Raw genomic sequence first — 13,481 nt, forward strand, 5'->3', positions numbered from 1 at the left:
GGTTGTATGGCCTGATGCCCAGGCCCTCTCTCTGTGGGAGCGGGAACAAACCCTAAAAACGGTAACGTGGTTACCGTTTTGCTTTTACCTACGGCTTAGCGACAAAGCCAATCGCTTCGTAGACGGCTTTCAGCGTTTCAGCAGCACGCGCGCTGGCTTTCCCGGCGCCGTCTCTCATTACCTGCTGCAGGAATGCTTCATCGTTGCGGAAGCGGTTGTAACGCTCCTGCAGCTCGGTCAGCATGCCAGACACCGCATCAGCCACTTCACCCTTCAGGTGGCCATACATTTTCCCTTCAAAGTGCTGTTCCAGTTCCGGGATGCTCTGCCCGGTGACACCGGAGAGAATATCCAGCAGGTTAGATACGCCCGCTTTATTCTGCACATCGTAACGCACGACAGGCGGCTCATCGGAATCCGTCACGGCACGTTTCAGCTTCTTGACCACCGATTTTGGATCTTCCAGCAGCCCGATAACGTTGTTACGGTTATCGTCAGACTTGGACATCTTTTTGGTTGGCTCAAGCAGAGACATGACCCGCGCGCCTGATTTCGGGATAAATGGCTCAGGCACTTTGAACACGTCGCCATAAATAGCGTTGAAACGCTGGGCGATATCGCGGCTCAGTTCCAGGTGCTGTTTCTGGTCTTCACCGACAGGAACCTGGTTGGTCTGGTACAGCAGAATATCTGCCGCCATCAGCACCGGATAGTCAAACAGGCCGGCATTGATGTTTTCGGAGTAGCGCGCTGATTTGTCTTTGAACTGCGTCATGCGGCTCAGTTCACCGAAATAGGTATAGCAGTTCAGCGCCCAGCCCAGCTGTGCATGTTCTGGCACGTGGGACTGGACGAAAATAGTGCTTTTTTCAGGATCGATACCGCAGGCCAGATAAAGCGCCAGCGTATCGAGCGTTGCTTTGCGCAGTTTTTCAGGGTCCTGGCGCGCGGTAATCGCATGCAAATCAACGATACAGTAGATGCAATGGTAATCATCCTGCATGTTCACCCACTGACGCAACGCACCCATGTAGTTGCCAATGGTCAATTCACCTGAAGGCTGTGCGCCACTAAAAACGATGGGCTTAGTCATTTTTCGATTCCTGATTTTCACTGTGCGAAAGCCCGAGCGCGGGCAGTAAATCTTTGAAGTGATCGAACACGACGTCCGGCTCACTCAACGTGATGGCTTCACCGTAGTTATAGCCATAGGTTAACCCAACGGAGGGCGATCCCGCCGCTTTGGCAGCCAGAATATCATTACGCGAATCACCGACAAAGAGCAGCTGTTCAGGCGTTAAGGATAATTTTCCGGCCACCAGTAAGATCGGTTCCGGATGCGGCTTTTTGTTCTTCACATCGTCACCGCCGACAATCACGGAGAAATATTTCGCGATATCTAACGCCTCGAGCAGCGGCGCAACAAACGGCGTCGGCTTGTTCGTCACCAGCGCCAGCGGCATGCCTTGGGTATGCAAAGCGTTCAGCGTTTCCACAACATCCGGGAACAGAAAACTCCCCTCTTCCACGGTCTCTTCATAATAGCGATTGAACAGCTTACGCAGAACACGCAGCTGCTCGTCCTGAGGGATATCCGCATGGTCGACGCCCGGCTTGCCCTGCGCGGCACGCTGTATCGCCCGCTCCTGGCGTGCCCAGGTCAGCGCACGCTCCATCAGTACGTCGGCACCATTACCAATCCAGGTTATCACACGTTCTTCGCCTGCGACCGGCAGCTCCAGCGCATACAGCGCCTGATCGACTGCGCTGGTTAAACCTGGCGCGCTATCCACCAGCGTGCCGTCGAGGTCGAACGCCACACCCCGAATTGCCTGCAATTTATTCATGACTTACCTTTGCCAGTTCACCGCGCATTTCATCAATGACTTTTTTGTAATCGGGCTGATCGAAAATCGCCGAGCCTGCCACAAACATATCGGCTCCCGCTGCGGCGATTGCGCCGATATTGCTCACCTTCACGCCGCCATCCACTTCGAGGCGGATGTCATAGCCAGACTCGTCAATGCGACGACGGACTTCACGCAGTTTGTCCAGCGTTTGCGGAATAAAGGACTGGCCGCCAAAGCCTGGGTTGACGGACATCAGCAGGATCACATCCAGCTTATCCATTACGTAATCAAGGTAGCTGAGCGGGGTTGCCGGGTTAAACACCAGACCCGCTTTGCAGCCGTTTTCTTTAATCAGCTGCAGCGTGCGATCGACATGTTCGGAGGCTTCAGGATGGAAAGTGATAATGCTGGCACCCGCTGCGGCAAAATCCGGCACGATGCGATCGACCGGTTTAACCATCAGATGAACGTCGATCGGTGCGGTGATGCCGTAGTTGCGTAGCGCTTTAAGAACCATCGGTCCGATGGTCAGATTTGGCACGTAGTGGTTATCCATGACATCGAAATGAACCACATCCGCACCGGCAGCCAGCGCTTTTGCCGTGTCTTCACCCAGGCGGGCAAAATCGGCTGACAGAATTGAGGGAGCAATCAAAAACTGTTTCATCCGCATCTCCTTGAAGTGTATTTGCCGACGGGCGAAACGGCTCAGGGTCGATAAAGAGCCAGCAGTTCGTCCACCTTTTTACGTGTGCCGCCGTTGCTGCTGATGCTGCGCCGCACTTTAACCTTGAAATGGTGCTTCGCCGCTTTGTACCACTCGCGGGTATCCGGCGTGTCATGGTTCGAAATTAGCACCGTGATTTGCTTACTGACCAGTTTTTCCGCCATTTCAGCCAGATGAGCCTGCTCTAAGGGGCTGAAGCTATTGGTGTGGTAGGCGGTAAAATTCGCGGTCGCAGACAAAGGGGCATACGGCGGATCGCAATAAACCACCGAATCCGCGTTTGCCATTTCCATGCACTTTTCATACGAAATGCAATGGAATTCCGCTTTCTGTGCCTTTTCAGCAAAATGCAGCAGCTCGGCCAGCGGGAAGTATGGGCGCTTGTAGCGGCCAAACGGCACGTTGAATTCGCCACGCAGATTATATCGGCACAGGCCATTGTAGCCGTGTCGGTTCAGATACAGGAATAACAGCGCCCGCCGGAACGGATCCTGGCTCTGGTTGAACTCTGCGCGAAACTGATAGTAAGCGTCCGGGTTGTTGTTCTCTGGGGTAAAGAGTTCACGCGCCGCATCGATATACTCATTTGTCTGAGTCTTAACGATGTTGTAGAGGGTAATGAGATCGCTGTTGATATCCGCAAGGATATAGCGAGAAAAGTCGGTGTTCAGGAACACCGACCCTGCGCCCACGAAGGGCTCGATAAGACACTCGCCTTTCGGCAGATGTTTATTAATATCGTCGAGCAGGGGGTATTTCCCCCCCGCCCATTTTAGAAAAGCGCGATTTTTTTTCATGCTGACTAACTGATTACACCTTCTCCGGCTGTGGAGAAAGCTCCGACAGCAACCTGCGCTTTAACCATTACTTCAAATCGGCCTGAACCTGATGAATCGGTTTCGCCCACGGATTTTTTGCCTGCACATCAGCAGGCAGCGCCGCAACGGCACGTTTCGCTTCGTCTTTAGAAGCGTACACGCCGCTCACCAGCACATACCATGGTTGCCCATTGCGGGTCGTCTGATAAACCACATAGTTTTTCAGATTCGATTTCTTCGCCCAACCGTTCAGATTGTCATAGCTCGAAGAGCTACTCAGCTGCAGCGTGTAGTTGCTCGATGGTGCTGATTTCAGCGATCCCACGTTGCCTGCCGTTTTACCCGTTGTCGCAGAGCTGGCTGATGCCGTCGCTGCTGGCGCTGGCGTCGCAGCAGGTGCTGTGGCCTTCGGTGCAGCGGTGGTCGCAGCAGGCGCTTTCGCGGCTGCGGTTTCAGTGTGCTTCGGCTGTGTAACAGGTTTCGCTTCCGGAGCTTTCACAACGGCCTGTGGCTTGGTTTCACGCTTCGGCTCAATGACGGTCTGTTTACGTTCCTGACGAGGAGCCGTTTGTGTCTGACGCGGTTTGGTTTCTGTTGCGGCTGTCTGCGGCTGAGCCGCACCGCCGCGAATCGGCGCCACGGTAGCAGGTTCAGTTGGCAGCGTGGAGCTCGCCACCACGTTGTTCACTTGATCCTGATTCTGCGGCTGCGTCAGGGCATTGTTCAGATCACCTTGAACCTCAACACGTTGCTGGCCTTCAGGAGCGGCAGTCGCCTGGCCCTGAGTCGGTGTCGAAGAAACCGGCGGCAGAGAGACATCCTGCGGAGACTGAGTGGTGTTACCCGCCGTCTGTTCAGCCGAGGTCGTGCCAGGGGCTGGCTGCGCACCGTTGGCCTGATCGGCAGCATCGTTACCCGAAAGATTGATGCTCTTTTCGGCGGGAGCGGTCTGCTCATTTGAGTTGGTTGACGGAGCCTTCAGCGCGGAACCAATGCCGATAATCAGCAGCAGCAGAACAAATACACCAAGACCCATCATAATATACTGACGAGAAGCGGGTTTTTGGGCCGACGCTTTTTTACGTTTGCGCGGGCGAGGCTCTACTGGCTCTCCGTCCATTGAATCATCAGACTCATATTCCTCTTCTTCTCGCTCATCGCGCGCATTGCGGCTACGTGACGGGCGACGATCGTCCGCATCCAAATCAACATCGTCAAAGTTGATTTGTGGCTCATTATCGCGTTCAGAAGATTGACGAGAACGACCAGTACGACGATCGCTGGGATCGGGTTTCAGCTCGTCTTCTGGTTTGAATTCATCCATTTAACACCCCACTCAAAGGCTCATGCTTACGACGTTGCATTTCACCTGAAGCTAAATAGCTACGTTTAACCGTAGCCTGACCTTTCTAGTTTTTACGCCTGCTGGCAATCAGCAATAGCGCCAAGAACGACATCGTGCGACACACCGCCGCGTACTTCACTCTTTCCTATCGCCAGCGGGAGGACCAAACGCATCTCGCCAGCTAAAACTTTTTTATCGCGCATCATGTGGGGTAAATACGCTTGCGAAGACATTTCGCGCGGTCCCGCCACGGGTAGACCCGCTCGCTCAAGGAGCGTAATGATGCGTTGAGTCTCTTCTTTACTGAATTGACCCAGGCGCTCTGACGTCCGTGCGGCCATCACCATACCTGCCGCAACCGCTTCGCCATGAAGCCAGTTGCCGTAACCCATTTCGGCCTCGATCGCATGACCGAATGTATGCCCAAGATTGAGTAAAGCACGTAAGCCGGTTTCACGCTCGTCTGCTGCCACGACTTCTGCTTTCAGCTCACAACAACGGCGGATGCAATACGCCAGAGCTTTCTCGTCGAGCTTCAGCAAGGCATCCATATTTTCTTCCAGCCAGGCGAAGAAATCACCGTCCAGAATAATGCCGTATTTGATCACTTCAGCAAGCCCGGAGGCCAGCTCACGCGGTGGCAGCGTTTTCAGACAGTCGATATCCACCACCACCGAAGCAGGCTGGTAGAAAGCGCCAATCATGTTTTTGCCGAGCGGATGGTTAACAGCTGTTTTGCCGCCAACGGAAGAATCAACCTGAGATAATAGCGTGGTAGGAATTTGAATAAAACGCACACCACGTTGGTAACTTGCCGCAGCAAAACCGGTCAGATCGCCAACAACACCACCGCCGAGGGCAAGTAGTGTCGTATCGCGACCATGCGGTTTTTGCAGTAATGCGGTGAAGACGGTATCCAGTACCGCCAGGCTTTTATACTGCTCGCCATCAGGCAGAATCACACTGTCGACTTTCACACCCGCCTGTTCAAGCAGATGACGAATTTTGTCGAGATAAAGCGGAGCCAAAGTCTCGTTGGTGACAAGCATTGCATGATCACCCGCTTTCAGTGGTAAGAAGGAAGCTGGATCGTTAAACAAACCAGCCGCGATGGTGATAGGGTAACTACGTTCCCCGAGAGTAACTGTAATCCTCTCCATGACGCGACATCCACCTTAAATGCTTATACCCGCGGGCGAGTGTATATAAAGCCAGAATCAGTTGCTTTCCAGCATATGAATAATCTGGTTTGCAACCACTTTAGCGCTCTGATCGTCGGTACGAATGGTCACATCAGCAATCTCTTCGTACAGTGGATTGCGTTCTCCAGCCAATGCTTCCAGAACTTCACGTGGAGGCGTTTCAACCTGCAGTAACGGGCGCTTTTTATCACGCTGCGTACGTGCGAGCTGTTTTTCAATGGTCGTCTCAAGATAGACCACAACGCCGCGGGCGGAGAGACGGTTACGGGTTTCGCGAGATTTTACAGAACCACCGCCTGTTGCCAGCACGATGCCCTGTTTTTCCGTAAGTTCATTGATAACTTTTTCTTCACGGTCACGGAAACCTTCTTCGCCTTCTACATCGAAGACCCAGCCCACATCAGCTCCGGTTCGTTTCTCAATCTCTTGATCAGAATCGTAAAATTCCATATTGAGTTGTTGAGCTAACTGGCGCCCAATAGTGCTTTTGCCGGCACCCATAGGCCCAACCAGAAAGATATTGCGTTTCTCTGCCATTTTTTCGGTACTACTAAGACTATTCGTTAATGGTAATTCCCGCTTCGCAGACACCCAGCGTAGCAGGACATGAACTGAAACCTCATATGCGATAGTGCGAGAGTCAGACTAAAAATTATCTCAGTAGTCCTGCTTGTTTGGCAACTGATTAAATCACCACGCCAGATGCTTAAGGCAATAACAAGAGGAAAGACAGGATAAGCTGAAACTCAAATCGGTACTCCTTGTATGCTAATTCATGCCCCACGTCAAACATCTGCAACAAACTGGATGCAAAATCCTGCCGCCAGATCGCTTTCATTATGGAATACCCGTCAGGCGTGGCGTAATAAACACCACCAGCTCGCGTCGCTCATTATCTTTTCCATCGTGGCGAAAGAACTGTCCAAACCACGGAACCTGGCTCAGTCCCGGGACGCTATCCGTGCCCGACTTGTTTTTTTGCGAGAAAATGCCGCCCAGTGCCAGCGTTTCACCGCTTTTCACTTCCACCTGCGTCTCAATTTCCTGTTTATCGATAGCCAGAGTTTCCCCATCGGCCTGCTGTAAAACCTGCCCGGGCATGTTTTCGCTTATATGAAGTTTCAGACGCACTCGACCATTCGGCAAAACGACAGGCGTCACCTCCATCCCAAGGACGGCCTCTTTAAACTCCACCGATGTTGCGCCGCTCTCTCCGCTGGAAACCTGATAAGGAATTTCACTACCTTGCTTGATGCTCGCGGGTTGCATGTGCGAAGCCAGAAGACGAGGACTGGCGATGATCTCAAGCTGTTGCTTTTGTTCGAGAGCCGAAAGCTCCATATCCAAAAGCCTGCCGTTGATTCGGCCAATGTTAAATCCCACATGTGTGGTTGCGTTAGCCACGGACAGATCGGCTCCCATGGTGGTCACTTGCCCGGGAGAACCGCCACCGCTCCCTTCTGCCAGACTCCATTTCACCCCTAATTCACGCAGGCTTTTTTCATTAATGGTGACGATATGCGCTGCCAGTTCTACCTGAGCCACGGGCAAATCCATCTCTTCGACCCAGTGCTGAAGATTATCCAGCGCGGAAGGAATATCCCTTGCCAACAGACGATTGGTGCGTTTGTCGACGGACAGGCTTCCCTTAGGGCTGAGCTGTTTTTCAGCGGCTTTCTGCAATTCAGTCGCATCGGCATACGCCAGCGACAACGTGCGCGACGCCAGCGGTACGTTCAGCTGTCGGCGAGTCTGCTCCTCCTCACTATGTGCCTGTTGTTCACGCAGCCCAGCGACAGTGTGAACATACAGAATCCCGCCCTCCTCCCGCAGCACCAGTCCGGCACTGGTGACTACCGTCTGCAGCGCCTGTCGCCATGGCACCTGAGACAGATGTAGCGACAGCGTGCCGTTAACATCAGGAGACACAATCAGATTCCGGTTCTCAAGCTCCGCCAGTGATTGCAGCACCTGAATCACCGGAACATCATCTATTGCCAGCGTCACCGGCCTGGGTTTGGGCGTGGCGCTCCATGCGCTCAGGCTGAACATCATTAGCAGGACGGCTATCCCTGTGTATCGCATTTTTCGCTCCTTCTCGTTGCCATCGCCACTCCTTCGGATCACACCCTTCACCGACCTCGACGACCATCTCAGTTTCATTGACCACAAGCACTCGCCAGCCCTCGGGCAAGCGATCTGCCTGCCGGACACGATGCCAACGATCTTGTTCATCCTTCACCATGCCCACGGCGTCTACGCTGCGAACAGCCCCTTGGTACCGCCAGCGATCGAGCTTTGCGATTGCGCAGCGATCGTCCGGTGGGCGAAAGGGGTCACGCATGCCGGTAAGAAACACCAGTGAGCAGAGGATTAAGCCGCGCAGTTCAATTCGCATTAACGCTCTCCACCTGCACTATCAGCTTCAATAGCGATTTACCGGGCTCAATCGAAAACGCCGTGATCTCCATACCGCCGCGCGTAAAACGCTCAAACAAAGCCGGGATCTGAGCCCAGTCTGCATCAAGCGTTAATTCTCCGCCCCGCGCATCGGGCGACCAGCGGACCAGGCGGACGTCGCGCGTTTGAAAATCCAGCGGAGAGAAAGGAACGGCCGCAACACGCTCTGATTCCGAGAAGCTAAGATGTGGTCGCCGTACCTCGCTGTGCCAAAGCGCCGTCATCGCAGCCGAGGTCGTCTCTCGCTTCGCCTCAAACTCAGATAACGCCAGCGATACCGGACGCGCCAGCGCCAGCCAGACCCCTAACAGAATCACGCCTGTGCTCATACTCCAGCAGAGAATGCGGGTGCGCGGACGAAACGAATACCAGCGTTCAAATAAGATGCCCACGCTTCACCCCTGACTCTGGAGCCTGAAACTAAACATCCAGCGCCCCTGGCTTTCCTGCTGCATTTCACCTGCAGGCCCAAGGACAAACCCTGGCACTTTTTTCAGGGATTCCGCCAGCGTTGAAAGCGCGGAAAACGTCGCGGTATAGCCCGTCAACTCCAGACTGGAGTGCTGATAACTCATCTGCGTGAGCCACGCCTGCTCAGGCATTGAGGAAGCCAGTGAAACCAGCGCGGGTTGCCAGGCGTGGCTTTTCACGCGCGCGGATCCGGCTTGTTGTGTTAACTGCTGCTCATGCTGTGCGCGCCACTGCGCACGATGTGACTCAAGCTGATGCAATATCGCCGTGTCGCCCTTCAGTCGTGCCTGTAGCGCTTGCGCCTTAACGCTGTAGAGGGAGCGCAGGCTTATCATCGCAGCGAGCGAAATCATCAGTGATCCGACAATAAGCAGTGCCCAAAAACGCCCGCAGCGCTGTTTTCGCTGCTGCCTCCAGGGCAAAAAGTTGGTCATTTTCACTCCAGTATCTCCCCCATTGCGAGGGCCAGAGCGACAGTGAAGTCAGCGCCATTTTCGGGTAACGGCGGCTGATAGCGTGAAATCAGGCTAAAAGGATCGTGCTGCCGGGCATCGAAGAGGACAATTTCCTGCGGGTTAAGCGCCAGTAGCGCTGCCAGATCTGCCACGTTTTCCGCCTCATCGTGTCTCTTTCTTCCCCACTGGTGGCGCATGGCCCACAGCCATTGATTGCTGTCGCACCAGGCAACGCACTGAACCGGAGCCGCGAGCAGAGGTAACAGATTCGTCAGCGCACCGGCATCCGGCGTGATCGCCGTGAGATTCAGACGCAGCGTTTTTGCCAGCATCAACAGGTCCGCAACTTCTTTGTTTTGTGCGGCGGTGACGTGGAATGCCTGGGTCAAGGTATCTTCCACATAGTCAAAACAGAGCGCATCAGGCGCCATCTCAAGTTCACGCGACATCGCGGAAGCAATCCAGGAAGCCTGTTCACTGTCGTTCAGCCGCATCCCCGGGCGCGGGAGGGCTTTTTGCAGCGTTCGGGCGGCGGGAAAGGCGAGAAATATCCGATGGTAACGCGGCAATGCCCGACTCCACTCACTCAGCGCGGACACGACCTGTTCCGGATTGACGATTTGCCCGTCACGTATGGCATCCGGCAGCAAGGGAATTTGCCACCAACGGCGCAGATACCATGCGGAACGCTCTTTGGTAAGGGCAACGGCTATCACCCTATCTTGTTGAATGTGAACACCTGTTCGCCATGTTTTGAAAGCCATGCGTCACGATCTCCTTATCGACCATCAGGTTGACGGCTATATCAATGAATCAGGCTTGCCTTTATACTACCGCGCGATTGTTTAGAAACTGCCCAAGTGAAACTAAATGGGAAATCTCCAGTGAAGTTCGTAAAGTATTTATTGATCCTTGCAGTCTGTTGCATTCTGCTGGGAGCAGGCTCGATTTACGGTTTATACAAATATATCGAGCCGCAACTACCCGATGTCGCCACACTCCGTGATGTGCGACTCCAGATCCCAATGCAGGTCTATAGCGCCGATGGCGAGCTGATCGCCCAGTATGGAGAGAAGCGTCGTATCCCATTGACGTTAAACCAGATCCCGCCGGTGATGGTGAAGGCCTTTATCGCCACAGAAGACAGCCGTTTTTATGAACACCACGGCGTTGATCCGGTGGGGATATTCCGTGCCGCCAGCGTCGCGTTGTTCTCCGGTCATGCGTCTCAGGGGGCGAGTACCATTACGCAGCAGCTGGCGCGTAACTTCTTCCTCAGCCCGGAAAAAACGCTGACACGTAAGATCAAGGAAGTGTTCCTCGCTATCCGCATCGAGCAACTGCTGAGCAAAGACGAGATCCTTGAGCTGTACCTGAATAAGATCTACCTGGGGTATCGCGCCTATGGCGTCGGTGCTGCCGCGCAGGTCTATTTTGGTAAGCCGATTGAACAGCTCACGCTGAGTGAAATGGCCACCATTGCCGGTCTGCCGAAAGCACCGTCAACGTTCAACCCGCTTTACTCACTCGACCGGGCGACTGCGCGCCGCAACGTGGTGCTGTCGCGTATGTTGAGCGAAGGCTATATCAGCCAGGCTGAGTACGATCAGGCCCGCAACGATGTTATCGACGCCAATTATCACGCGCCAGAAATCGCCTTCTCAGCACCGTATCTCACCGAGATGGTGCGCCAGGAGATGTTTAGCCGCTACGGCGAACAGGCGTATGAAGATGGCTATCGCATCACCACCACCATCACCCGCAAAGTACAGCAGGCCGCGCAGCAGGCCGTTCGTAACAATGTGATGGATTACGACATGCGCCACGGCTATCGTGGCCCGTCGAACGTGCTGTGGAAAGTGGGCGAAAGCGCATGGGACAGCAAAAAAATCATCGACTCGCTGAAAACCCTGCCGACCTACGGGCCGCTGTTACCGGCAGTGGTCACCAGCGCGGATCCGCAGGAAGCCACCGCGATGATGGCCGACGGCACCTCCGTATCGCTGCGCATGGACGGGATCCGCTGGGCTCGCCCGTATCGCTCCGATACGTCGCAAGGCCCGACCCCGCGTAAAGTGACCGATGTCGTGCAAACCGGGCAGCAAATCTGGGTTCGTCAGGTCAACGACGCCTGGTGGCTGGCGCAGGTTCCCGACGTGAACTCCGCGCTGGTGTCGATCAATCCGCAAAACGGTGCCGTCATGGCGCTGGTGGGTGGGTTTGATTTCAACCAGAGCAAATTTAACCGCGCCACTCAGGCGCTGCGTCAGGTCGGTTCGAATATCAAACCGTTCCTGTATACCGCGGCGATGGATAAAGGTCTGACGCTGGCGAGTATTCTCAACGACGTACCGATTTCGCGCTGGGATGCCGGTGCCGGCTCCGACTGGCAGCCGAAAAACTCCCCGCCAGAGTATTCAGGGCCAATCCGTTTACGCCAGGGTCTGGGGCAATCCAAAAACGTGGTGATGGTACGTGCCATGCGCGCCATGGGCGTCGATTATGCGGCTGAATATCTGCAACGCTTCGGCTTCCCGGCGCAAAACATCGTGCATACCGAATCGCTGGCCCTCGGCTCCGCCTCCTTTACGCCATTACAGGTGGCGCGCGGCTACTCGGTAATGGCCAACGGCGGTTTCCTGGTCGATCCGTATTTCATCAGCAAAATCGAGAACGATCAGGGCGGCGTACTGTTTGAAGCGAAGCCAAAAATTGCCTGTCCTGAATGTGATATCCCTGTGATTTACGGCGATACGCCGAAATCTAACGTTCTGGATAATAAAGACATGGAAGACGTTGCCATGTCGCAAGAGCAACAGAATGCCTTCGTTCCGAAGCCGCAGCTTGAACAGGCCAACCAGGCGCTGGTCGCTCAGAGTGGTGCGCCGGAGTATGCTCCACACGTGATCAATACCCCGCTGTCGTTCCTGATCAAGAGCGCTCTGAATACCAACATCTTTGGTGAACCGGGCTGGCAGGGTACTGGCTGGCGTGCAGGCCGCGATTTACAGCGCCATGATATCGGCGGTAAAACCGGGACCACCAACAGCTCGAAAGACGCCTGGTTCTCAGGATACGGGCCGGGTGTGGTGACGTCCGTCTGGATCGGTTTTGACGATCACCGCCGTGACCTGGGTCGTACCAGTGCTTCCGGGGCGATCAAAGACCAGATTTCGGGTTACGAAGGCGGCGCGAAGAGTGCGCAACCGGCGTGGGACGCTTACATGAAAGCCGTGCTCGAAGGCGTTCCGGAGCAGCCACTCACCCCGCCGCCGGGCGTCGTGACGGTGAATATCGATCGCAGCACGGGTCAGTTAGCGAACGGCGGCAACAGCCGGGCAGAGTATTTCATCGAAGGCACGCAGCCGACCACTCAGGCGGTGCATGAGGTGGGAACCGAGCTTATCGACAACGGCGAGACGCACGAGTTGTTCTGACACCTGCAAAAAGCAAAAACGGTAACCAGTGGTTACCGTTTTTTTTGCCAGCTTACGGGGAAAAGAGTGGGGAGCGGGCATCAGCCAGCTATAAACGTCCCTGCCCTTTCAGCCATTCACGCACCAGGAAAAGCGCGCTCACGTTCCGGGCTTCGTTAAAATCAGGGTCTTCCAGCAAATCCATCAAATGCGCAAGCGGCCAGCGAACCTGCGGCAGCGGCTCGGGTTCATCCCCTTCCAGTGATTCCGGATAGAGATCTTCAGCCACAACGATATTCATTTTGCTGGAGAAATACGAGGGCGCCATACTCAGCTTTTTCAGGAAGGTCAGATCGTTCGCACCGAATCCCACCTCTTCTTTCAGCTCACGGTTAGCGGCTTCGAAAACCGTTTCACCCGGATCGATCAACCCCTTTGAGAAACCCAGTTCATAGGACTCTGTCCCCACCGCATATTCCCGAATCAGGATCAGATGATCGTCCACAATCGGGAGAATCATGACGGCTTCGCGCGTGGACGGACGCATGCGTTCATAGACGCGACGCACGCCGTTGCTGAATTCAAGATCCACACTTTCGACCGTGAACAGACGCGATTTGGCGACGGTTTCAACGTTCAGAATAATGGGTTTTTGTAAGGGTTTGCTCATCTTGACGGGTCTTTGCTGTGTGAACTGAATGCATTGTGCGATATGCCGCACGGTTTCGGCAATGTCA

At 54.6% G+C, this 13,481-nt stretch carries 14 protein-coding genes; 1 reads left to right on the top strand and 13 read right to left on the bottom strand.

Going from position 1 to position 13,481, the window contains the following annotated elements:
- Positions 1 to 88: 88 nt before the first annotated feature.
- The 12 genes from trpS to SOM82_RS19200 all read right to left on the bottom strand — a co-directional run bounded on the left by trpS (position 89) and on the right by SOM82_RS19200 (position 10,092).
- Positions 89 to 1,093, bottom strand: a complete 1,005-nt coding sequence (trpS, locus tag SOM82_RS19145) for a tryptophan--tRNA ligase (protein ID WP_154127966.1) — start codon at positions 1,091 to 1,093, stop codon at positions 89 to 91.
- Positions 1,086 to 1,847, bottom strand: coding sequence for a phosphoglycolate phosphatase (gene gph / locus SOM82_RS19150; protein WP_154127968.1), 762 nt, complete (start codon positions 1,845 to 1,847; stop codon positions 1,086 to 1,088). Before gph ends, trpS begins: the two co-directional genes overlap by 8 nt.
- The gene (rpe, locus tag SOM82_RS19155) at positions 1,840 to 2,517 is read right to left on the bottom strand and encodes a ribulose-phosphate 3-epimerase (RefSeq protein ID WP_154127970.1); all 678 of its coding nucleotides are present in this window, start codon (positions 2,515 to 2,517) and stop codon (positions 1,840 to 1,842) included. Before rpe ends, gph begins: the two co-directional genes overlap by 8 nt.
- A gap of 41 nt (positions 2,518 to 2,558) precedes the next feature.
- A complete protein-coding gene (dam, locus tag SOM82_RS19160) occupies positions 2,559 to 3,374 on the bottom strand; it encodes an adenine-specific DNA-methyltransferase (protein ID WP_154127972.1) in 816 nt (271 codons plus the stop codon).
- A gap of 67 nt (positions 3,375 to 3,441) precedes the next feature.
- A complete protein-coding gene (gene damX / locus SOM82_RS19165) occupies positions 3,442 to 4,719 on the bottom strand; it encodes a cell division protein DamX (protein WP_320460963.1) in 1,278 nt (425 codons plus the stop codon).
- A 92-nt stretch (positions 4,720 to 4,811) separates the two neighbouring features.
- Positions 4,812 to 5,900 (bottom strand): 3-dehydroquinate synthase, encoded by a 1,089-nt coding sequence (aroB, locus tag SOM82_RS19170; protein WP_320460964.1) that lies wholly within the window; start codon positions 5,898 to 5,900, stop codon positions 4,812 to 4,814.
- Between the two features lie 57 nt (positions 5,901 to 5,957).
- A complete protein-coding gene (gene aroK / locus SOM82_RS19175) occupies positions 5,958 to 6,479 on the bottom strand; it encodes a shikimate kinase AroK (protein ID WP_010436374.1) in 522 nt (173 codons plus the stop codon).
- Positions 6,480 to 6,779: 300 nt separating this feature from the next.
- Positions 6,780 to 8,027, bottom strand: a complete 1,248-nt coding sequence (hofQ, locus tag SOM82_RS19180) for a DNA uptake porin HofQ (RefSeq protein WP_414672123.1) — start codon at positions 8,025 to 8,027, stop codon at positions 6,780 to 6,782.
- Positions 7,930 to 8,340 carry a HofP DNA utilization family protein gene (locus SOM82_RS19185; RefSeq protein ID WP_320460965.1) on the bottom strand — a complete coding sequence of 137 codons (411 nt, stop codon included), beginning with the start codon at positions 8,338 to 8,340 and terminating at the stop codon, positions 7,930 to 7,932. Before SOM82_RS19185 ends, hofQ begins: the two co-directional genes overlap by 98 nt.
- The gene (locus tag SOM82_RS19190; protein ID WP_320460966.1) at positions 8,330 to 8,794 is read right to left on the bottom strand and encodes a HofO family protein; all 465 of its coding nucleotides are present in this window, start codon (positions 8,792 to 8,794) and stop codon (positions 8,330 to 8,332) included. Before SOM82_RS19190 ends, SOM82_RS19185 begins: the two co-directional genes overlap by 11 nt.
- A gap of 3 nt (positions 8,795 to 8,797) precedes the next feature.
- Entirely contained in the window at positions 8,798 to 9,307 is a 510-nt protein-coding gene (locus SOM82_RS19195; RefSeq protein WP_320460967.1) for a PilN domain-containing protein, read from the bottom strand.
- A 2-nt stretch (positions 9,308 to 9,309) separates the two neighbouring features.
- Positions 9,310 to 10,092: a type IV pilus biogenesis protein PilM gene (locus SOM82_RS19200; RefSeq protein ID WP_320460968.1), complete on the bottom strand. Its 783-nt coding sequence runs from the start codon at positions 10,090 to 10,092 to the stop codon at positions 9,310 to 9,312.
- Positions 10,093 to 10,212: 120 nt separating this feature from the next.
- Here SOM82_RS19200 and mrcA point away from each other — a divergent pair, with 120 nt between their 5' ends.
- Positions 10,213 to 12,765: a peptidoglycan glycosyltransferase/peptidoglycan DD-transpeptidase MrcA gene (gene mrcA / locus SOM82_RS19205; protein ID WP_320460969.1), complete on the top strand. Its 2,553-nt coding sequence runs from the start codon at positions 10,213 to 10,215 to the stop codon at positions 12,763 to 12,765.
- Positions 12,766 to 12,853: 88 nt separating this feature from the next.
- On the opposite strand, the gene nudE is transcribed toward mrcA, so the two are convergent.
- Positions 12,854 to 13,414, bottom strand: coding sequence for an ADP compounds hydrolase NudE (gene nudE / locus SOM82_RS19210; RefSeq protein WP_320460970.1), 561 nt, complete (start codon positions 13,412 to 13,414; stop codon positions 12,854 to 12,856).
- Positions 13,415 to 13,481: the final 67 nt, after the last annotated feature.

Source organism: Lelliottia sp. CFBP8978 (genome assembly GCF_034046055.2).
GTDB lineage: Bacteria > Pseudomonadota > Gammaproteobacteria > Enterobacterales > Enterobacteriaceae > Enterobacter.